Source organism: Alkalibacterium psychrotolerans (assembly GCF_054784355.1).
Map to the genome: position 1 here is coordinate 21,210 of NZ_BAAGPH010000043.1, position 20,945 is coordinate 42,154.

The window sequence follows — 20,945 nt, forward strand, 5'->3', positions numbered from 1 at the left end:
TGTTATCTTGTCGGTACCGTTTTTAATATTACTAATGAGTTAGCTATATTTAGACTGTCTGGGTCACTGATGAAATAGGGAACAAAGACTGTCCTTTATCGATTTTCTGTTCAATAGTAGTAAGTTTGTTATTTCTTAATTTTGTAATAAGTGGTGTCAGCTTCTCAACTTCAATCATTAATAAATCAGCAATGTGTGTCGTGTTTTTAATAAGCTCCAGCTGCTTTTCTGACTGACTATCTGTAGTATCCGTTATTGTAGAGGTCTGTTCAGCAATTGACTGCATGCGGTCCAGAGCCTTGAGAATACTGTCAGCACCTTGAGATATGGATTCAGAAGTTAAAGCGGTCTGATGAATATCCTCATCTAAACTATTCACCGCATCTATAATGTATTTAAACTTAAGTTCAGTTTCCGATACACTATGAAGGCTATCTATCATTTTGTGTTGTCCATTATTAACCGATTCCTTAGCCTCGCCACTTTCAGTTTGTATAGTTTTAATTATATTACCGACCTGCCTGACAGCCTCGTCGGTCTGAATCGATAATTTTCTTACTTCATCCGCAACGACAGCGAAACCTTTACCCGCACTGCCAGCTTGAGCCGCTTCTATAGCTGCATTCAAAGCCAGAAGGTTAGTTTTTTCTGAAATATCCGAAATAACTGTGATAATACTATTGATTTCTTTCGATTGTGAATCCAGCGTTTCGACAATGTCTCTGACATGATTAAATGAAGCTTCCAGTTTGTTCATTTCGTCGGTCGTCTGATTAACTAAAGCAAAACCTTCTGTTGATTCTTTTTTCATTAATTTAGATGAATTGACAATATTGGATGTATTTTTTTCAATTTCTTCAATCGACAAGGAAAAAGAGTCCAGTACTTTTTGACTGTTTTGGGCTTGTTGGACTTGATCGTTGGCTCCTTTTCGAATGGAAAGAATAGAGCCCTTTACTTCCTGACTACTGGTTTGTGTTTGGCTGGCGTTTTCAGTTAATTGCTGTGCTGTAAGTTCTACTTGTGAACTTGTGTCTGTCAACTGCTCAATAATCGATTGAATAGTCCTCTCACTTGCTTCATTCATTGCTTCTAATGTAGCTACTTGCTTTTGATTAGCAAGAATTTGCCATATAACAGCCCCTGCTGTAAGAACTAGAAAGACAGCGTGGATGAGCACCATAGTAAAAGAATACGTTCCGGAACCATAAACAAACACCGTGGCTGGTGGATAAAAGTAGCCTAATAGATGCTGAAAAGCAAAAGTACCCGTCATTAAAGAAACTAATTTAACGGAATTATAATAAGCCATCGTGGCAATAACCATGAAAATACCAAAATGGTACTCAACAGCCCCAAATCCACCCATGATCATGCTGATAACAGAAAAAGTCAGTAGCAGAGTAATCAGGACCGGTAGTAGTCTGTGATTATTTGAGACCCGCATCAATAGAAAGGCAGTTAACAGAAGAGATACTGGAATTGAAAGAAACAGAGCGTTGACCATATTAAAATAAGGGGGAAGTGTAGATGTCATCGCTACTTCTGAACCGTGATTGTGCGAGTTAATAACAGAAAATTGATGAAGATACTGCACCAGCAGAGTAAGGGACAAGGTAATGGTTCCCAGAACCATCATGAGTTTATTTTTGTTCATGGCATTCATCCTTTAGGGTCGAGAATAATTCGACAAGTTATTTAATACGCTTATTATCGGTAAGTAAAAAAGAATATTAAGCATAGAGTTCAATAAATAAGACTTTTCATTGTATAATTAAAAAGAACACTTTGCTGAAAATGATTTACATTGAGAGATGGGGTACAACGATGATAGAAAAACTGAATTTAAACTTGGAAGAAGCAAAAATATGGATTACTTTAGGCGGGAGTGTGTTATTTTCATTTCTCCTAGCAATTTTTGTTATTTCATTGGATACTCGAGTAGTCCCTTTGCTAGAAAGCTTCCCTACTTGGACCTTGACAAGCGTTAGCTTAGCGAGGGAAATACTGAGTCTCCTAGCCGGATCGCTTTTCTCTGTTGCAACGTTTACTTTTGCGACAATGTTGACCATAGTCACCTTGTATACATCAAATTTTAGTCCAAGAGCCACTGAAAATTTTCTACTGAACCGTACTTCAATGCAGACACTGGGTATATTTCTTGGTGGCTTTATTTATTGTTTGTCCTCTTTATTTTTTATGAGAAGTTCTGAAGATGAATTCCTAGTTGTTTCTGCAACAGTTGCACTACTATATGCGCTAGGGGCAGTTATTACCTTTACTCGTTTTGTCTATGTCAGTTCTCAATATGTCCAGCTTGAGAAACTGATCCATAACCTCTATTCTGAAGCAGAAGAAGTTTATGAAAACTACATTACTCGATTTGAGGAATTTCAGACGGTCAAGCATTTACCTGAAGTGGAGTATATGTATACCTATACTATAAAAGCAAAAAAAAGCGCCTATATTGAACACATTGATTTTAATATACTTACTTCAGCAGCAAAAAATACGCAGGCACTGCTGGAAGTGAAAATAAGAACCGGAACGTTTGTCTCTTCTAATGAGCCAGTAGCAGAAATTCTAACCAATATGAAGCTGGACGATGAAAAATTAAATAAATACAGTTCGCGCATTAATCAAAGTTTCAGTTATGAAGAACAGAAGTCAGCCATGTACGACCCGGACTATGCCCGCTCAAAGTTAACTGAAGTTGCTTTAAGAGCTGTGTCTCCCGGAATTAACGATCCCAAAACAGCGATTCACATATTAAGGTATAAGGCTCTACTTGAACGGCGTTTAGCGGGGCTTCCAGGAAAGTATGTAATCATGAAAAAATCGGATGAGTCACTTATTGAAAAAGAGACACCGGAAAAATACGAAGGTACTGTGTTCTATCGTTATAATGACTTCGCTGAGGATCTGTATACAGGCTACTGGCAGCTTGTCTTTTACATGCAGAAAGATATTTCCGGCGTACACGCTTTATTCGAAGCCGTAAAAACTATTGTCTACAATGCTCATGAAGATAATTTAGGTTTTATAAAAGAGTACAATGAATACCTCTATACAACATGACTTATAAAAACTTTGAAGAAGCCTTTGACCTCCGAATCATTGAACAGGATTATGAGAAAATAAAAGCTGTTATTGAGGCAAAGAGCTCCGAATCAGATAAATAGGAATTGTAAAAAGAGCCTTTCAAAGGCTCTTTTTTTGTAATAGTTACTATCTGCCTATTAACATAGCCCTAGAATAACCGATAATAACGACGAGGAATACTTTAGAGAGGGAGTCGTATATGAAAGAATCGGCTATTAAATTAAATGAAATTGAAAATGAAATGGTATTAGAAGAAAGTAAAACAATGAAAGAGCGCTACAATGATAAAGCAACAAAATTACTCACGATTTTAATAGGTGCGATGATAGTCAGTGCCTACCCTGTCGTTTATCTATTTACAGTAGTTGACTGGCTGGCGATTGAAAATTTTGTTTCATTTTTAATCTACACATCGGTTATCAATATTTTAATGATTATCAGTTACAACGTGTTTGGTAAAAAGTACGCAGGTAAATACATTTTAGTATCGCTTATGTACACTTTACCAACCGCGATAAACATTGCTTTGCTCTCGAGAACAGCTTGGAGCGTACTGTTTCTTTACTTAGTTCTCACCGTCATCTTTTTGAACAAAAGAATTCTATTATTATCAGGATTACTAGGCATGATCAACTTAATGGTTGTCATATTTTTCGAGTTTACTTTAATCGCTGATCCGGTCGAGTTTAGTATTATGGCCATTCTGTACTTATTTACCGTAATTACAGGTTATGCTGTTGTCTCCAATGGTGAAGGACTGATAAATCAGATTGAGACGTCACAAGAGAAAACATTAGCACAATCTTCGCATATGGAAAACATTATACTGGCTGCTCAGCAAACGATTAGTCAGTTAAGAGGAAGTGCCCAATCACTGGATAAAACAAGTGCATCCATTGTCCAGGCTTCTAACGAAGTAAGTCGAGCAATCGAGGACATTGCCAGTTCAACGTCCAGTCAGGCAGCAGATACTGAAAACGGGGCTGACCAAGTTAAAGTTCTTGGTCGTATTCTCTCTGATCAGTCCAATTACATGAAACAACTGACAGAGGCTACTGAGAAGGCAGATAGTTTAAGAGAAACTAGCATGACTAATCTATCTTCTCTAACTGAAAACACTCAAATGAGCATTGAGAATGTGAAAGAAATCGAAACGATGATTCAGTCAACATCTGAATCAGTAGAGAAGATTGATGCCGCATCTGCTGAAATAGCTAGTATTTCAGAACAGACCAATCTCTTAGCTTTAAACGCATCCATTGAAGCAGCTAGAGCGGGAGAAGAGGGCAAAGGCTTTGCAGTAGTAGCTGATGAAATAAGAAAACTTGCAGAGAAGTCACACGTATTCAATGAAGAAATTGTTGAAGTCATCAGCAGTTTAACGAAACAGGCAAATGAAGCTGTAGGTGCAGTAAGAAACTTAAGTCTGATAACTACGCAGCAGCAAGGGAGTCTGGATGAAACGAATAAGCAGTTTGATTCACTCTCTGAATCAATTGCTATAATGGAAAAAGTAATTAAAACTGTTGCTGAGGCTGGAAAGAAAATGGAAGAAAAAAGCGAAGAGCTAATTACAATTATGCAGAGTTTATCTGCTTCGTCAGAAGAAAATGCAGCAACGACAGAAGAAATCTCCGCTTCTACTGGTTCAACTTCTAATGATATAGAGGTAATATCTAAAGAAATACATGATATCAGCTTACAAGTTAAAGAACTGGAACAAGTCATCAGCAAATAATGGACAACGTTTAGCATAATAAAACAATAAATTTATAAATATGAAAAAACTTTATATAGATGCGTATTTTTTGTACTATTATGATACACTTGCATTATATTGCTGACAAAATACAAGAGAGCCGTAATTAACTCTTTAATTACGTAAAAGGGGTAAACATCCGAATGACATTTATTAGTTTGTTAAATGTACAAGCGATAATACAACTGAATACACTGACCGCTATTGAACACATACTAGTGGCCTTGATTTGTTTTGCAGCACTATTCATTACGATTAATTTTTCCAAACCAGCCCATGTTTATTCTATTATAAGTGATCCGTATGATTATCCTGACAAATCAAAACAGAACAAGTCCGTCAAGAAATGGTGGCAGATTTTGAGCAATAAGCTTAAGCGTTCAGGAAAAGACGAAGATAAATGGCGAGATGCTTATGAAAAGAAAAAACATGAACTCCATAAAATAACTTACTTTGATATGCTCACGAACCTTCCCAATCGTGTGAAGCTTGTGCAGGACTTTAAGGCAAGGCTTGCTGTTTCAACTGAAACGGATGCATCAGTCGAAATTTCAATTTTCATTCTTGATATCGACCGCTTTAGAATTATCAATGAGCTTCATGGGAGAGATGCTGGGGACAAAGTGCTCATCAAAATCGCTCAACGACTCCGAACGTTATTCGGCGATCAGGCCGTCATAGCTAGAGAAAGCGAAGATGAATTGTACATACTAATAGAAGGCGTCAATGAAAAACAGACGCTTCAATATGGACAGGATATAGTGGCACTCTTTTCCAAACCTTTCAGAGTGAATCAATCTACTTTTTATGTTACTGCCAGTGTGGGAATCAGTCGTTATCCTGAAACAGCTCAGGACATGGATGCATTACTTCAGCAGGCTGAAATTGCCATGTACAAAGTGAAACGATCTGGAAAGAACAACTTCCATCTGTTTATGACCGATGATGCTGCTGCAATTGAAAGAAAACGCCGGATTGAATTTGGCTTGAAAGAAGCACTTTTGAACAACGAGCTGTATCTCCTGTATCAGCCGAAGATTGAAATGAACAGTGATAAAATTTATGGCGTCGAAGCCCTTTTAAGATGGGAACATCCATTGCTTGGGCTAGTGTCTCCAGTCGAATTCATTCCAATTGCGGAAGAATCAGGAATGATTAGTGAAATTGGCTATTGGGTCATTTATGAAGCTGTCAGACAGGCGAAAGAATGGCAGAAAGAAGGATTAGAGCTTCATGTGGCGGTAAATGTTTCTGCTATTCAGTTAGAGGACCCATACTTTGTAGTTCGTGTTAGAAATGTATTGGAATTATACGAAGTTGATGCGAAACTCTTTATTATAGAAATAACAGAGAGTGTGATGCAGGATGTTGAACAGGCTAATCGCGTGATTAAAGAATTGCATAAAATTGGAGTGAATGTTGCCATCGATGACTTCGGAACAGGTTACTCTTCATTAAGTGTGTTAAACAATGTCTTTATCGATATTGTTAAAATTGACAAGTCATTTATCGACCATATCCTGAACAAAGAAAATACTGCTTCGCTGGTTCGTACAATGATTCAAATGGGTAAAAGTCTGGACTTCAGAATTGTTGCAGAAGGCATAGAAAGTAAAGAACAGTCTAACTTCCTGAAAGAAAATGACTGTGAATATGGTCAGGGATACTTTTACAGTAGACCAGTATCGGCAGACGATATTATACGATTATCCAATAAAGAATAGAACAATCTAAATGAAACTCTCAATATTAGGTGATATGGCAATGTGGCAATGTGGCAATGTGGCTTAATTATTGAGAGTTTTTGAATACATAAATTACGAGAGTAAACAGATTAGCAAAATGTGTCAGAATGATATAAAAGGAATAGAGGCTACGAAAGATAAATTAAAACTTTTTAGTAATGGACTGTTTGTTTATTATTCACAAATTAATACTAATTCGATATAATTGACTAAGACATGGTTAAAATATAAACTTATTTCTATGAGTTTTTACTGAAAGTGTATTCATATTAATTGGCGGAGGATTTCAGATGATATCATCATTTTACAAGAAAGTGATATGGGGTAGTTTTGCAATGGGCAGTCCTGTGTTATTTTATCTAGCTTATAGCTTGTCTCATACTAGACCCGATTTTTTCAGCTTCGAATTTGGTATTTTTTTGTTGCTTGCAATTATTGTAGCTCTTTATCCTATTCATACTGAAGAGTCTATATTGTTTCTGATTACGGGTATTTCTTTACCAGCTTTTGTTTTGTTTGGATTGTTCGCAGAAATGGTGTTGACTACTATTGCACTTATATTCTTAATGATGCGCTCACATATAAAGTTGGATGAAAGTTTTCGTTATCCTCTTAATATAGTGATGTTTCAGATTCTATCAATCATTGCTGCCGTGACGTACAATCTAATCAACCCTTACATAACAATCTCAAGCTATCACAATTACAGTATAATCGCAATGACTATATACATGCTGATACATTTATTAGCCAATCAGTTTTTGATGCTAGTATTTAACCGCTACTTGTTTAATGATAAAGAAGCTTCGTTTCTAGACGGCGAGTTTATTTTTTCACTAGTTACAAGTCTCTTTACTGTCCCCTTATCCTTTATTTTAATCTACTTATTTGTTGAAATTGGGATACCTGGTGCATTAATTGGATCGCTTCCATTTATTACCATTACTATCGGGGTTAATGTCCATTATAAGAGCAAGGTCAATAATTCGTACTTAAAGAAAGTAAATACCTTAGCTCAGGAATTAACTGAAAAAAAGCAGACAAGGGAGGTTTTAGAGACATATTTACGTTCTTTGGCTATGATTTTTCCTGTAGATGCACTATCGTATTTTACTATTAATGATAAACAGTCACTTCAAAGAGTGGCAATTTATAGAAAAAAGGAAGGGTTCAAAGAACTTGAAGAAGCATTTGACCTGTCCAATAAATCGATACTTAAACGTGCAATGGATACAAAAGATATTCTATATTATAATCGCTCATTGGACTGGAAAAAATATTGCATACGTGATTTATCATATACAGCTGAAAGTGCATTAGTCCTTCCGATTACCCAACAAAATGATGTTACAGGTTTAATATTATTAAGTCATCGCACAAAACATATGTATAATGAGATGCTAGTTTCGTTGATTAGAATATTGCACAAGTATTTTGCCATAGCCTTAGATAATGCTGTTCAGTACGAACTATTGGAAGAGAACAGCGAAACTGATTTTCTCACGGGCTTACCTAATTTAAAGTACTTTGCTAAAAAATTGGAATACGCCATGAGTAAAGGGGTTGACCATATATCTCTAGTAGTAATGGATTTGGACCACTTCAAGAAAACAAATGACCAGTATGGCCATCAAGCAGGTAATGAAATATTAAAGCAAGTGGGGTGCTTACTAGAGGACTACTCAAATGATGAGATAACAGTTGCGCGCTTTGGTGGTGAAGAGTTTGTCGCACTACTGCCAAACTATACAAAAGAAGAGGCAGCTGACGTGTCTGAAGATATGCGCCGGTCTATTGAACAGAGAGTGTTTGAAATTAGTCAGACGATTCAGGATAAAGATACTGTGGGAATCAAATTGACAGCCAGTTTTGGAGTGGCTACTTATCCAGATGATTGTAAAGAATCAGATGAACTCATTAACCTGGCAGATAAAGCTATGTATATTGGGTCAAAACAACGCGGGCGTAACCGCGTGACACTCGTACAAGAAGGAAGTTTAAAAAATGCAGTCAAAAAGAAGTATTGATCTAAAGAATGATAGCGGCACAACCCTAGTTGAATTATTAGCTGCCATCGCTATCCTTTCAATAATCGTAACGGCCTTTCTTGCATTTTTTGTTCAAGGAGCCAGAACCAATAGCCGGACAAATGACATGACTGAAGCAACCTTTATTGCTCAGGAAGAAATGGAAGAAATTGTGCACTATTCTCAGACGATGACTTTCGAAAATTTGCAAAGTCAGGATAGATTTAATAGCAGCGGTAATACACTTAATAGCTCTTATACGGCTAGCGGTTATACTGTAAAAACATCAATCAGAAAAATGGAAGATACTGAGCGTCTTTTTACTGTTATAGTAGAAGTAGAAAACGCAGCCGGTAGACAGGCGGTTATGGAAAACAGACTGACTTTCGAATGAGGTATATAGGATGTTGAAATTTTTGAAAAATGAAGACGGTATTACCCTTGTGGAACTGCTGGCGAGTTTGGTAATTTTATCAGTAGTCATACTTTTAGTCGGATCTGTGCACATTTTTGGACAAACCCAATTCATCAGTCAGACAGAATCCGCTGGACAGGCGAATGATTTAAGATACAGTTTGACTTTAGTTTCACGAGACATCAGACAAGCTGAGGAAATCAGTTTTGAGTCGGGGGAATTAAAACTGGACGGGCTAACTTATACTCATTCTGGGAATGCATTAAGAAGAAATGGGGAAGTTATCTCTGGCAGGGTCAGTTTATTTGAGGTTGATTTTAATGATGAAAAAGCTGATATAAGAATACGGAGTACGGAAAACAGACAAAGAAAATCCCAGACATACGAAACAACTATTTACTTCAGGAGGTGATTGGCAATGGGATGCTTAATTAGCAAGCTTAAAAACGAAGAGGGCAGTGGACTGATTTTAGCCTTGATGACACTAATGGTACTGGCCGTTCTAGGAGCTTCTTTAGGAACAATCACCATCGGTAGTCACCGTCTGAGCAGTATGAACAGAGATTCGACATCTGCCTATTACATAGCCGAAGCCGGCGCCAATCAGGCTTTTGAAGAGATTAAAGCGTATGTCTATGACGCTCATGAAAGCACATCTGGTCAGAGCAGTTTCTTTAATCGAGTCGATGAGTTATCCAAAGAGTATTTTAATGGACAATCAATAACCGGCTTTTCAGACCAGTTCGGAGATTCGCCTGAGAGTATAGTAATACTTTCTAGAGGGACTCAAGATGGTGAAACAACGTCTTATGAACTTTCTTCTGTTGGAAGTGTGGATGGAAAAGAAAGAAAAGTTGTAAAGGCGTTTGAAGTGACTTACAGGACTGAATCAAAAGAGGATATAGAGTTTGTCGCTCCCAAAAACGCTGCGATTATATCTAATGATACAGTAAGTCTAAACAATCATACTGAAATTCACGGGGATGTATGGGTAAACGATAAAAAGTTTATTAATGGAAATCAGTCTGCGATAAAAAAAGAAATTAGAACACCAATTAATGACTGGAATTTATATAATGAGATTATTGGCGTAGATCATATTTTAAATAGAAATTATCAAAATTTGACCGAAAATAAACTCACTACTGCAAAAGGGGAAGTATTGTACTATCAAGTTGATAAGTTAAATACTAATCAATTAGATATTACAGGTGAAGGAACTGTTCATCTTTTAGTTACTGATTCAATATCATTTCAGAATAATGGAAGTTTTGGAAATGAGAACGACTCTAATAGGGTTAGAATTTACTATACTGGAAAAGAAGATTTTACTGTCTCTAATGGTTTCAATTTAAATGCATCAATTTATATACATGAAGCTAAAGTGAATCTAAGAAACCATTCTTCATTTGAAGGAGTTTTCCTTTATGGAGGTACAGAAGATATAAATATTAGTAATCATACAGAAATTAGTGCTTATATGATTGCTCCAAAGGCAACGGTTAACTTTGGTAATCATGCTGTTCTAGAAGGTTCACTAGTGGCTAATGGGGCAAGTTTAGGCAATTATTCTAAAATAATTTATAAAAATGTTGGCTCGTATCCTTTTACCTTCAGAGGTTCTGGAGGTAATGGCGAAAGTGATAGAGACGAATTAATTAACGCTAGCCCCATAGTAGAACCAAAATAAGAAGGAGGCGATTGAATGGTTAAAACTACCCGTAAAAAAATAGGCGATTTACTGAAAGAAGCTGAATTAATCACTGAAATGCAGATTGTTGAAGCGATTGAACATAAAAAATCAAATCAGAAGCTCGGAGATGCTCTTGTTGATCAAGGTTACATAACAGAGAAGCAGTTGCTGGATGTACTCGAAATTCAGCTGAAACTTGAAAGTGTGTCCCTTTATCAATACCCCATTGATAAACAGCTTATTGACTTGATTTCAAAGGATTTCGCTCGGTCAAATCTACTTATGCCTATTAAAAGAGAAAACACCCGATTAATTGTCGCGATGAATGACCCGCTTGATTTTTACGCTATAGAAGATTTGGAATTATCAACGGGATACACTGTGACACCGGTAATTGCCGCAAAAGATGATATCCTGCAGACTATTAACCGCCTGTATGACAGTAATGATATTGCAGTTGAAGATATTGAAGGAGAGGATGCTCCCGCAGTTCGTATTTTTGACCAGCTACTGGAAACTGGCGTTGCCATGCATGCTTCGGATATCCATTTGGATCAGAAAGAAAATGCTGTCAGCGTCCGTTACCGAGTTGACGGTGTACTTCGCACAGACCGGACCTTGCCTAAAAGTCTGATGAACTCTCTAGTGGCACGTATTAAGATTATGGCCGGCCTGAATATTACTGAAACGCGTTTGCCGCAGGATGGGCGTATCAGTACTGAAGTGATGGACAAGCGTGTTAATTTAAGGGTTTCGACCTTGCCGACTGTTTTCGGTGAAAAGGTTGTTATCCGAATTCTGGATATGTCTAACGTCTTTAATAAAATCGAAGACATTGGCTTGCAGAAAGACACGTTAGATGCTTATGAAGAACTGATTAAACAGCCGTCAGGATTAATCCTTCTGACCGGACCGACTGGTTCAGGAAAGTCATCCACTTTATATGGGTCAATTAACGAACTGAACAGTCCGGAAAGCAATATCGTAACAGTTGAAGATCCGGTTGAGTATCAGCTTGAGGGCATTAACCAGGTTCAGGTTAATACGCAGATTGGTCTGACCTTCGCTGCTGGTTTGCGCTCTATTTTAAGACAGGATCCCAATATCATCATGGTTGGGGAAATCAGAGACAAGGAAACAGCCGATATCAGCATACGAGCTTCACTGACTGGGCACCTGGTTTTCAGTACCTTACACACAAATAGTGCCATAGAAGCGATTCCTCGACTGCTGGATATGGGAATTGAACCTTACCTAGTTGTTTCGTCACTCAGCGGTGTAATGGCTCAGCGACTAGTTAAGACGGTATGCAAAGATTGTGCCTACACTCGTTCAGCCAGCCCAATTGAAAAAGATCTCTTTGAAAGAAGACAGATGACAATAGACAAGGTGACGGTTGGACGAGGCTGTGATCGCTGCCGAGGTACAGGTTACCGTGGTCGGATGGCGATTCACGAACTGATTGTCGTTGATGATGATATCAAGGAATTGATGATGAACCAGTCAACCATTCAGGAGATTAAAAGGCATATTAAGAAAAAGGGCATTCGCTTTTTAATTGACGATGGCCTTGAAAAAATCAAAGAAGGAAAAACTACATTGGACGAAGTACTCCGAGTCGCTTCAGTCGATGAATAGAAGGACGGATTAAATGAATAATTTAAATACAATACTGACAAAAGCACACTATAAAGAAGCGTCAGATGTTCATCTCATAGCGGGAACGTCACCTGTCTTTCGAATAGATGGTAAATTGGTGACCGAACAAGATGACAAACTGATGCCTGATGATACGATTGAAATGGCACGGGCGATACTAACTGATAAATTGTGGGACGAACTTCAGGAAAAAAAAGAAGTTGATTTGTCTTATGGCATTTCTGGTGTTTCCCGTTTTAGAGTTAACATTTTCTTTCAGCGAAACGCAATTTCTATGGCATTCAGAGTCATCCCAAGAGATATACCGACAATAGATAGTTTGGGGATTCCCAAACAGCTGAAACAGCTAGTTAAAAAGTCACATGGTTTGATACTGGTTACTGGCCCGACAGGAAGCGGAAAAAGCACTTCACTAGCATCAATGATTGATTATATGAACCGCGAAATGAATCGTCATATTATTACCCTTGAAGATCCAATCGAGTACCTGCACTCTCATAAGCAGTCTATTATTGAACAGAGAGAAGTAGGATTTGATACATTATCCTTCAAAGAAGGCTTGCGAGCCAGCTTAAGACAAGATCCGGACGTAATTCTAGTTGGAGAACTGAGAGATTTGGAGACCATTCAGACAGCTATTACAGCTGCTGAAACAGGGCATCTAGTCATGGGTACATTACATACTCAGGACACGACAGGTACCATTGACCGTATTATTGATGTATTCCCGGTACATCAGAAAAACCAAGTACGGACGATGCTGGCTAATGTACTCTTAGGTGTCATGTCGCAACGATTATTCCCGACAGTCAATCATAAAGGACGCGTTGCCGCCACGGAACTGCTTATTAATAATCCAGCTATCAAAAACTTAATCCGAAATGAAAAAATGCACCAGATTCCAAATGTTTTGCAGACTTCTAAAGATCAAGGGATGCATACTATGGAAATGAGCATGAGACAATTGATAGCTGAAAAGCAGATTAGTGAAATGGAACTGCTGCCCTATACTAGTGGGAAATAACAGAAAGAAGGTCAGAAATGGCAACATATGCTTACAAGGCTAAGACGAATCAAGGAAAAGTAATTAAAGGGCGACTGGATAGTATTAATAAAAAAGAAGCTGTTCAGGAACTGACAAATATGAATCTGATAGTTTTTGAGGTAGAACCGTTAAACTCCATTTTGTATAAAGACATTTACATCGGAAAACCGATTAAACAGAAAGAATTCGTGTTGTTTTTACGCCAGTTCGCTACGCTGATGGAGGCTGGTATCTTACTTGTCAACTCCATAGACTTGTTGGCTGAACAGACAGACAGTAAAGCATTGAAAGATGCCCTTGAGGAGATATCGGTTGATGTAAAGGAAGGGGTAGCCTTATCTGAGGCAATGAAAGAGTACCCTAAACTCTTTCCTGACTTGCTGGTCCAAATGATTCATTCCGGGGAAATCAGTGGCCAGCTGGAAGATGTGCTTAAACGGATGGCGACATACTATGAAAAGCAATACCGGATTAAACAGAAAGTATCGACAGCTTTAACATACCCGACGGTAGTTGCTTCCTTTGCCATCATAATCACGCTATTTTTACTCATTTTTATTGTTCCAATATTTGGCGATTTGTTTGCCTCATTTGGAGAGGATTTACCATTAATAACCCAGGTCGTCTTAAATTTCAGTGCATTTATCCAACAATACTGGTGGGTTTTCATTGCGTTACTTTTATTAATGGGCGTTGTTTTCTTCCAGACGAAAAAGAAAGAGTCAGGCGCGTATCTTATTGATAAACTGCTTCTGAAACTTCCGATTGTGGGACCATTTGTACAGAAAGCGGTACTGGCTCGAATGACCCAGACTCTAAGTTCGCTGTTAAACAGTTCCGTTCCAATTCTGCAGGCGGTTGACGTGACCAGTACAGTCGTAGGCAACAGAGTCGTTGAGAAAGTACTGATTGAAGCTAGGACTTCACTTGAAAAAGGTGAGAGCTTAGCCAAGCCGATGGAGGACCACTGGGTTTTCCCCTCACTCATTAAACAAATGATTCGAGTAGGTGAGTCAAGCGGATCACTTGATGAAATGCTGAAGCGAGTGGCGGATGTGTATGATCAGGAAGTAGAAGAGGCTTCAGATAAACTTCAGTCGCTGATTGAACCCGTTTTAATTATTTTCCTGGCAGTCATTGTCGGATTAATAGTATTATCAATTGTGGTACCAATGTTCAGTTTATTCGAAACATTTTAATTAATATACAAGTTATAAGACCAGCTTTTCTGTTGTAAATTCAAGAATTCTATTCTATAATGTTACTAATACAAATCAATTACATAAATTCGTACTATTATCTAACTGATTTGTATACAAAAATCATTGAATGTTTATACTAGTTTTTAAAGCTTGTCGGACGTTATAAACTTTTTATTCCCAATCAAGTTTATGTTCCTTCAGCTTTATTAAAAAGTATAAACGAAAATATTAGGAGGATAATAATATGAGAAACAAGATCAAACAGATGATGAACAAAGAAGAAGGTTTCACACTCGTTGAGCTGCTAGCGGTTATCGTTATTTTAGGGATAATTGTTGCAATTTCAATACCTGCTATCGGTGGAGTAATTAGTAATGCACAAGATAATGCAGATTCAGCTGAACAAGATTTAATTGAAGAAGCAGCAAGAATGTGGCATATATCCGAAAGAGACGGCAAGGGCTCAGTTGATGTGGGCGTAAAAACACTTATAGATGGTGGCTATCTTGAAAATAGAGGAGATGACGACCTTTCAGGAGGCGTTAAAATAGACGATTCTGGAAATACAACTACATTTGAATATAATAGTGGTATATCAGTTACCGCTCCAGGCATCTAAAAATAATTGACATCAACAGAAAGGCCCTCTCGGGGGTCTTTCTTCATACCTACATACCTATTAGGAGCCAGCTATGGAAACCATTATTATACTTATTTTCTTTCTTTACGGTCTCATTTTCGGATCTTTTTTCAATGTTGTCGGTCTGCGAGTACCGAATGAGTCCTTATTTAAAGAAAAGCGTTCATACTGTGATACGTGTCAGCGTACGTTGACTTGGAAAGAACTCATTCCCGTTTTTTCATACTTATTCCAAAAAGGTAGATGCAGCGGGTGCCGTGATTCTATTTCACCACTTTACCCAATTATGGAAACAGCTACCGGACTACTGTTTGCTATTTCTTATTATGTCTATGGCTTCAGTTATCAAACGATTTTAGGATTGCTTTTAACGAGCTTGATAATACCAGTTACTGTATCTGATATTGCTTATAAGCGCATACCTAATAGGTTGCTGCTATTCTTCTCTCCCATTTTTTTATTATACCGGTTACTGATTCCTTTAAATTCCTTGTGGTTTTCACTGGCAGGGGCTTTACTGGCATTCCTTCTCGTTTTAATCGTTATACTAGTATCTAAAGGCGGAATGGGTGTAGGAGATTTGAAGTACTTTACTTTATTCGGCTTTATATTTGGACCGTATTACTTTTTACTGCTTTTCTTTTTGTCGACAGTTTTTGGAAGTATTGGCGGATTAATAATAATTCGGATTAAAAACATCAGTAGTCGGTCGAAAATTGCATTTGGTCCTTATATTGGGCTGGCTGCTTTAACAGTCTTTTTTGTTGGAGAGAACATAATCAACTGGTATCTATCTTTGATTAAGTCATAACCGCACACTTATACTTATGGAGGAATAATAATGTTATTTAAAAGCAAACCCCAATTATTCATGCAGTTTTTTGATCGCAGTATTCGTTATTTGGTAATGGATACTCAGAAGAAGACAGTCATCGAAAAGGATGAGCTTGTTTTTGATACAACCATTATTCAAGAAGGCCAGTTGGTTAATGTTTCACTTTTAGAGACCAGACTGGATGCTCTAATCAAAGAAAAAAAATGGAAAAACGCGAAAGTCTCAATCATTCTTCCAGATGATTTTGTGACGATTCGTGAAGAAGACATTCCATCACAGCTCAATGAAACGGAAATCAAGGATTATCTTAATCTACATATAAATCAGTCTATACGGCTCCCGTTTGACAATCCTAAAGTTGAATTAGAAGTGCTGGAGAAAAAAGAACAGACGCAAACCCTTTTACTCGTTGCTTATCCTGGAGAACAAGTCACAAATTATTTAGATCTCTTGAGCCAGGTTTCTCTTAAACCAGAAGTGGCTGATATATCATCCCTGTGTGTCTATAGAATTTTGCTTCAACAGAATACAGCACATTTTAGCACTAAAGACCACGTCATGGTGTTGCAATGGAACCCAGTTGACACAACAATTACTGTCTTTAATGAGGGCATTCCTCAATTCAATAGACACACGCGTTCTCAAAGGTTGATGGACAGCTGGAAACTGTCTAAAGACGGACAATGGGACTGGACCATGTCTGATGAGGAGCTGGTGGACAGTTTAACGGAACAGTTAAATGGGTTGGAGCGTTTCATTGAGTTTTATCGTTATTCAGTCATGGATGGACAAGAGAGTATTTCTGACATTATTTTGTCTGGCTATTTCCCAGATTTAAATCGACTTGAAGAACTCTTGAATGACCGGTTTTCAATCAAGGTTCATACGTTAAATTTGCCAAATGAATTTACCCAAGCTGATGCTATGCTATATGGGTCGACTTTAAAAGAAAGCAAGCGAAAAGAGTCACTATTAAAAGCGAAAAAACAGAGGGTAGCTGTGTCAAAGACTGAAAAGAGTAAAAAGAAGGAAAAACCGACACTAATTTTGTCAAAGAATAAAGCTGAAGGGGAAGTGGCAAATGATTGAAGTCAATTTTTTTGAAAAAAAAGCCAAAAATGTGCTTCCTCATGTCATGGTTCTCTTTTTCTTCATTGGTCTATTAGCTTTAAGTGTCTACTTTTTCCTTTTGCATGGGCTCTATGTAAGTGAGGCTAATCAGAATAATCAGATGATTCAGCAGCAAAGTGAAGATGTGGCTCTGGCTCGTGAAATCCAGAATATTGACGGGTTGACTGAACTGAACTCACAGACTATCTTAACGCTTGAAAACGAGCGGTATCCTATAGTCTACTTGACTGAAGATATTGCCCGAGTTATTCCGGATAGCGAAGACACTATACAGAGCTTTGAATTAACTGATGGCAGTGACTTGCTTATTCAGATTAATCAATCAGTTGTCGCAAACAGTGCAGAGTTGATTACAGTATTAGAAAATCTGCCATACACCAGGCGTGTGCAAATGAATCGTCTAGAACAGCAAGGAGAAGAGGATGAGCACCTTATCGAGCTTTTGCTTATCTTTGATGAAACAGAATTAAGAGAGGAGAGCGTTCAATGATTTTTAAGTGGACAAGAGAATCTCTTCTCATTTTACTGACTTTGCTTATGATTTTAATTGGTCTATTTTATTATGGGAATCGTTTTCTGATTGAACCGGTCAGAGTGACGGCTGATGTGTCCTCTCAAACGGTTAACCAGCAGGGGCAGCTCTTGAATCAATACCCACCGTCTGAAGAGTTGCGAAACGAATTAGAAAGTGAGTACAGTGAGACAGCCCGGTTTATTCCTGAAGGTGAGACCATTAATGAAATCATCCTTCTTATCGAATCAGCGGCTGATTCTAATAATGTCACCGTTCAACAGATGACTCTATTGGCAGATAATCAATCGGTGGAGAATTTGGACGACCGATACGTCAGGTCGACATACCAGATTGAAATCGAAACGGACGAAGCCGTTAATATTAGGCAAATGCTGGAAGAGATGAACAGTCAGGACCGATTATGGAACACGCGTGTCCTGAACTACCAGCAAGAAAACAATGATACAATAACCGGCAGCTTCATCCTCGACTTGTACTACCATGTTAGCGACAATAACTAAGAAAATAGAATAAGTCACTACCGTTAAATCCGGAAATACAGTCGGAGTTATCGGTAGTTTTTTTTATGGCAAAACTTAATCATGGTTCAGGCTGGCATTTAACGATGAACAACGACTAAAGGACAGATAATCATCTTTCAGTGCTTTTTTTCAAAATGAAAGACGATTATCACAGTATAATCGTCCTTCAGAATGAATTCTTCCCGCGAACAACGATTAAAGCCCAGTTAATCATACTTCGTTCATATCAAACCAAAATTTTTATTAAAGTAATCACGTCCTATCTATGATAAGATGAAGTAAACAGTGAATTGAAAAGAGGAATGACCATGTCCTATTCAGAAAAGATGATTGAAGCGATTCAGAATGAGGAATTAGATAAAGCAGATGAGTTGATGCAGGAGGCACTTTTAAGAGATTCGGATGACGATTTGTTTGCCTTAGTTGAAACACTCTACGATTTGGGCTTTTTAAAAGAAACGAATGAAGTAGTCCTGCACTTGTTAGCCCTTCATCCGGAAGAGGAAGGCCTGAAGCTGACACTGGCTGAAATTGCACTGGAAGAAGGCCACGAACTGGAATCTTTTGAATGGTTTGACCAGATTGACCAAGACAGCCCGTTCTATCCGCAGTCTCTTCTTGTTGCTGCGGACTACTATCAGGTACTCGATTTGCCTGAAGTGGCAAGAGAAAAGCTGAAGGAAGCAAAAGAATTGCTTCCTGATGAACCGGTGATAGATTTTGCGCTGGGAGAATTGCTGTTTTCAGCCGGGAATTACAAGGAAGCTATCCTACATTATGAAAAACTGATTGTAGCGAATCATGTGGAGTTTGCGGGGGTCAGCTTAAATGGCCGACTGGGAAATGCTTATGCAGCGACTGGCGACTTGGAGTCGGCGGTCAGTTATCTGGAAGAAGCCATAGACTTGAAAGAAACAAGCGACTTGCTGTTTCAGCTTGGTCTGATTCATTTCCAGAAAGAAGAATTTGACCGCTCTGCTAGCTTATTTATGCAGGTGAAAGAACAGGATCCATCGTATTCCTCTGTGTACAGCTACTTGGCCAAAGGCTTTATGGAACAGCAGGATTACGAAAAAGCGCTTGAAAATGTAGAAGACGGACTCATTTATGACAAACAAAATGCCGGCCTGTTTGCGATGGGGGCAGAAGCTGCACTTGCTTTAGGCGATGAAAAGAAAGCGGAAGACTATTTCAGGCAGGCACTGATTATTGAACCGGATAATATTTCAGTCACACTTTCCTTTACCCATCTCCTATTTAATCAGGAGCGCTTTGAAGATGCCTTAACCCTGATTACGCCGCGTATAGACAGTGGTGAAGAAGATCCCCAGTTGTTATGGTATGCGGCAATCGCAAATAATGAAGAAGAAGCATTTGAAGAGGCGCGTGAATATTATGATAAGGCGGCGGTTTATTTGTCTGATAATGCTGAGTTTCTAAAAGATTACGCTCTGTTTCTCCGAGAAGAAGGAGACAAGGATGGCTTCATGAATACAGCGAAGTCTTATTTAAAATTAAATCCCACCGATGAAGAAGTTAATGAGTGGATTAAGTATGAAGATGGCCTATAATTTTGGTATACTATAAGTGAGTATAGATAAGGAGGGGAGTTTAAATGTCTAGTCGCATACAGTTGAAAGATAAGAAAAAATTCTTGAAGTGGTTTCTTCAGCGCTATCAGATGAAGCGCCGTGAATCGATGTGGATTTTAAATTATTTACTCAATCATGATATTGTTCTCAATAAGACGAAGTTTGTAGAAGAAGCTGACAAAACTCCTCGTGGAATTAAAATGGCTGCGGTCGGTGTAGAAGACGAGGCTTTCCGATTCTATAAAGAAGGCCAGGAATTTGATCACCCCGAACAGGCTTTTCACGAAGTCAGATTGAACTGGCATACAGATTTGTATATTGAACTGCTGTTTCAGGATGCATTCTTGTCACCTGAGTACGTTTCCGTTCTGGAAGATAATCCGTTTGCAAAATGGAATGATCGACTGGCTCAGGATATTGATGAGGAAGTGGATGAAGCAGTCGATGCCTTTTATCTGCAGGAACAGCGCCAGCAGCTTCTGGATGCCATTGATGAATCTCTGGAGACAGACAATCGGGATGATTTTTACTCATTAGTTAAAGAATTAAAGGCTATTGAAGAAAAGATGGAGGCGAACTGTTCGCCGTCCTAAAAATAGACAAACGATAAACTGATTTAAAGGAGCAGCAGAATGACAGACATGACAGACATGCAGAAACAAGTTGATGAGTATATCGGTCAGTTTAAGGCCGGTTACTTTTCTCCTTTAGGTCAGCTTGCTCGTTTAACTGAAGAAGTTGGCGAATTGGCTCGCGAAGTCAACCACCGTTATGGTGAGAAACAGAAAAAAGAGTCAGAGACGGATAAGGCGCTCGAAGAGGAAATCGGAGACGTCTTATTTGTTCTGATTAGTCTGTCTAATTCACTGGATATTGACCTGTCTGAATCCTTTGAACAAGTGATGAAGAAATTTCATGACCGAGATGCCTTTCGTTTTGAACGGGTGGACGGTCAGACTGAGGATTCTAGCTAATTAAGGTTAGAAAATCTTACATTATAGATACATATTATTCGTACAGTTGATACATAAAGGAGAGAAGGAA

At 38.3% G+C, this 20,945-nt stretch carries 19 protein-coding genes; 18 read left to right on the forward strand and 1 reads right to left on the reverse strand.

What is annotated here, in order from left to right; translation table 11 throughout:
* Nucleotides 1-49: 49 nt before the first annotated feature.
* Nucleotides 50-1,657, reverse strand: coding sequence for a methyl-accepting chemotaxis protein (locus ACYVLS_RS07550; protein WP_460323163.1), 1,608 nt, complete (start codon nt 1,655-1,657; stop codon nt 50-52).
* 170 nt (nt 1,658-1,827) lie between these two features.
* On the opposite strand from ACYVLS_RS07550, the gene ACYVLS_RS07555 reads away from it, so the two are divergent.
* The 18 genes from ACYVLS_RS07555 (at nt 1,828) to ACYVLS_RS07640 (ending at nt 20,875) form a co-directional block, all read left to right on the forward strand.
* Nucleotides 1,828-3,078: a DUF2254 domain-containing protein gene (locus ACYVLS_RS07555; protein ID WP_460323166.1), complete on the forward strand. Its 1,251-nt coding sequence runs from the start codon at nt 1,828-1,830 to the stop codon at nt 3,076-3,078.
* A 223-nt stretch (nt 3,079-3,301) separates the two neighbouring features.
* A complete protein-coding gene (locus ACYVLS_RS07560; protein WP_460323169.1) occupies nt 3,302-4,840 on the forward strand; it encodes a methyl-accepting chemotaxis protein in 1,539 nt (512 codons plus the stop codon).
* 164 nt (nt 4,841-5,004) lie between these two features.
* A complete protein-coding gene (locus ACYVLS_RS07565; protein ID WP_460323171.1) occupies nt 5,005-6,585 on the forward strand; it encodes a putative bifunctional diguanylate cyclase/phosphodiesterase in 1,581 nt (526 codons plus the stop codon).
* 311 nt (nt 6,586-6,896) lie between these two features.
* Nucleotides 6,897-8,633, forward strand: a complete 1,737-nt coding sequence (locus tag ACYVLS_RS07570; RefSeq protein ID WP_460323174.1) for a sensor domain-containing diguanylate cyclase — start codon at nt 6,897-6,899, stop codon at nt 8,631-8,633.
* Nucleotides 8,611-9,027 (forward strand): type IV pilus modification PilV family protein, encoded by a 417-nt coding sequence (locus tag ACYVLS_RS07575; RefSeq protein ID WP_460323177.1) that lies wholly within the window; start codon nt 8,611-8,613, stop codon nt 9,025-9,027. Before ACYVLS_RS07570 ends, ACYVLS_RS07575 begins: the two co-directional genes overlap by 23 nt.
* A 10-nt stretch (nt 9,028-9,037) precedes the next feature.
* On the forward strand, nt 9,038-9,460 hold the full coding sequence (locus ACYVLS_RS07580; protein WP_460323180.1) for a PilW family protein: 423 nt from the start codon (nt 9,038-9,040) through the stop codon (nt 9,458-9,460).
* A gap of 6 nt (nt 9,461-9,466) precedes the next feature.
* A complete protein-coding gene (locus tag ACYVLS_RS07585) occupies nt 9,467-10,738 on the forward strand; it encodes a pilus assembly PilX N-terminal domain-containing protein (protein ID WP_460323183.1) in 1,272 nt (423 codons plus the stop codon).
* Between the two features lie 15 nt (nt 10,739-10,753).
* Nucleotides 10,754-12,379 carry a GspE/PulE family protein gene (locus tag ACYVLS_RS07590; protein ID WP_460323186.1) on the forward strand — a complete coding sequence of 542 codons (1,626 nt, stop codon included), beginning with the start codon at nt 10,754-10,756 and terminating at the stop codon, nt 12,377-12,379.
* A 13-nt stretch (nt 12,380-12,392) separates the two neighbouring features.
* The gene (locus ACYVLS_RS07595) at nt 12,393-13,424 is read left to right on the forward strand and encodes a type IV pilus twitching motility protein PilT (RefSeq protein ID WP_460323188.1); all 1,032 of its coding nucleotides are present in this window, start codon (nt 12,393-12,395) and stop codon (nt 13,422-13,424) included.
* Between the two features lie 17 nt (nt 13,425-13,441).
* A complete protein-coding gene (locus tag ACYVLS_RS07600) occupies nt 13,442-14,644 on the forward strand; it encodes a type II secretion system F family protein (protein ID WP_460323191.1) in 1,203 nt (400 codons plus the stop codon).
* 247 nt (nt 14,645-14,891) lie between these two features.
* Nucleotides 14,892-15,266 (forward strand): competence type IV pilus major pilin ComGC, encoded by a 375-nt coding sequence (locus tag ACYVLS_RS07605; protein WP_460323194.1) that lies wholly within the window; start codon nt 14,892-14,894, stop codon nt 15,264-15,266.
* 73 nt (nt 15,267-15,339) lie between these two features.
* On the forward strand, nt 15,340-16,098 hold the full coding sequence (locus ACYVLS_RS07610; protein ID WP_460323197.1) for a prepilin peptidase: 759 nt from the start codon (nt 15,340-15,342) through the stop codon (nt 16,096-16,098).
* A gap of 30 nt (nt 16,099-16,128) precedes the next feature.
* Nucleotides 16,129-17,211 carry a type IV pilus biogenesis protein PilM gene (gene pilM, locus ACYVLS_RS07615; protein ID WP_460323200.1) on the forward strand — a complete coding sequence of 361 codons (1,083 nt, stop codon included), beginning with the start codon at nt 16,129-16,131 and terminating at the stop codon, nt 17,209-17,211.
* On the forward strand, nt 17,204-17,743 hold the full coding sequence (locus ACYVLS_RS07620; RefSeq protein ID WP_460323202.1) for a hypothetical protein: 540 nt from the start codon (nt 17,204-17,206) through the stop codon (nt 17,741-17,743). Before pilM ends, ACYVLS_RS07620 begins: the two co-directional genes overlap by 8 nt.
* Nucleotides 17,740-18,288 carry a hypothetical protein gene (locus tag ACYVLS_RS07625; RefSeq protein WP_460323205.1) on the forward strand — a complete coding sequence of 183 codons (549 nt, stop codon included), beginning with the start codon at nt 17,740-17,742 and terminating at the stop codon, nt 18,286-18,288. Before ACYVLS_RS07620 ends, ACYVLS_RS07625 begins: the two co-directional genes overlap by 4 nt.
* A 329-nt stretch (nt 18,289-18,617) precedes the next feature.
* Entirely contained in the window at nt 18,618-19,880 is a 1,263-nt protein-coding gene (locus ACYVLS_RS07630; RefSeq protein WP_460323207.1) for a tetratricopeptide repeat protein, read from the forward strand.
* Between the two features lie 44 nt (nt 19,881-19,924).
* A complete protein-coding gene (locus ACYVLS_RS07635; protein WP_460323209.1) occupies nt 19,925-20,494 on the forward strand; it encodes a ReoY family proteolytic degradation factor in 570 nt (189 codons plus the stop codon).
* Between the two features lie 39 nt (nt 20,495-20,533).
* On the forward strand, nt 20,534-20,875 hold the full coding sequence (locus ACYVLS_RS07640; protein WP_460323211.1) for a nucleotide pyrophosphohydrolase: 342 nt from the start codon (nt 20,534-20,536) through the stop codon (nt 20,873-20,875).
* Nucleotides 20,876-20,945: the final 70 nt, after the last annotated feature.

What these genes read in the sequence shown, in the direction of transcription:
- ACYVLS_RS07550 (WP_460323163.1), bottom strand. Translation starts at nt 1,657, where the DNA reads ATGAACAAAAATAAACTCATGATGGTTCTGGGAACCATTACCTTGTCC.
- ACYVLS_RS07555 (WP_460323166.1), top strand. Translation starts at nt 1,828, where the DNA reads ATGATAGAAAAACTGAATTTAAACTTGGAAGAAGCAAAAATATGGATT.
- ACYVLS_RS07560 (WP_460323169.1), top strand. Translation starts at nt 3,302, where the DNA reads ATGAAAGAATCGGCTATTAAATTAAATGAAATTGAAAATGAAATGGTA.
- ACYVLS_RS07565 (WP_460323171.1), top strand. Translation starts at nt 5,005, where the DNA reads ATGACATTTATTAGTTTGTTAAATGTACAAGCGATAATACAACTGAAT.
- ACYVLS_RS07570 (WP_460323174.1), top strand. Translation starts at nt 6,897, where the DNA reads ATGATATCATCATTTTACAAGAAAGTGATATGGGGTAGTTTTGCAATG.
- ACYVLS_RS07575 (WP_460323177.1), top strand. Translation starts at nt 8,611, where the DNA reads ATGCAGTCAAAAAGAAGTATTGATCTAAAGAATGATAGCGGCACAACC.
- ACYVLS_RS07580 (WP_460323180.1), top strand. Translation starts at nt 9,038, where the DNA reads ATGTTGAAATTTTTGAAAAATGAAGACGGTATTACCCTTGTGGAACTG.
- ACYVLS_RS07585 (WP_460323183.1), top strand. Translation starts at nt 9,467, where the DNA reads ATGGGATGCTTAATTAGCAAGCTTAAAAACGAAGAGGGCAGTGGACTG.
- ACYVLS_RS07590 (WP_460323186.1), top strand. Translation starts at nt 10,754, where the DNA reads ATGGTTAAAACTACCCGTAAAAAAATAGGCGATTTACTGAAAGAAGCT.
- ACYVLS_RS07595 (WP_460323188.1), top strand. Translation starts at nt 12,393, where the DNA reads ATGAATAATTTAAATACAATACTGACAAAAGCACACTATAAAGAAGCG.
- ACYVLS_RS07600 (WP_460323191.1), top strand. Translation starts at nt 13,442, where the DNA reads ATGGCAACATATGCTTACAAGGCTAAGACGAATCAAGGAAAAGTAATT.
- ACYVLS_RS07605 (WP_460323194.1), top strand. Translation starts at nt 14,892, where the DNA reads ATGAGAAACAAGATCAAACAGATGATGAACAAAGAAGAAGGTTTCACA.
- ACYVLS_RS07610 (WP_460323197.1), top strand. Translation starts at nt 15,340, where the DNA reads ATGGAAACCATTATTATACTTATTTTCTTTCTTTACGGTCTCATTTTC.
- pilM (WP_460323200.1), top strand. Translation starts at nt 16,129, where the DNA reads ATGTTATTTAAAAGCAAACCCCAATTATTCATGCAGTTTTTTGATCGC.
- ACYVLS_RS07620 (WP_460323202.1), top strand. Translation starts at nt 17,204, where the DNA reads ATGATTGAAGTCAATTTTTTTGAAAAAAAAGCCAAAAATGTGCTTCCT.
- ACYVLS_RS07625 (WP_460323205.1), top strand. Translation starts at nt 17,740, where the DNA reads ATGATTTTTAAGTGGACAAGAGAATCTCTTCTCATTTTACTGACTTTG.
- ACYVLS_RS07630 (WP_460323207.1), top strand. Translation starts at nt 18,618, where the DNA reads ATGTCCTATTCAGAAAAGATGATTGAAGCGATTCAGAATGAGGAATTA.
- ACYVLS_RS07635 (WP_460323209.1), top strand. Translation starts at nt 19,925, where the DNA reads ATGTCTAGTCGCATACAGTTGAAAGATAAGAAAAAATTCTTGAAGTGG.
- ACYVLS_RS07640 (WP_460323211.1), top strand. Translation starts at nt 20,534, where the DNA reads ATGACAGACATGACAGACATGCAGAAACAAGTTGATGAGTATATCGGT.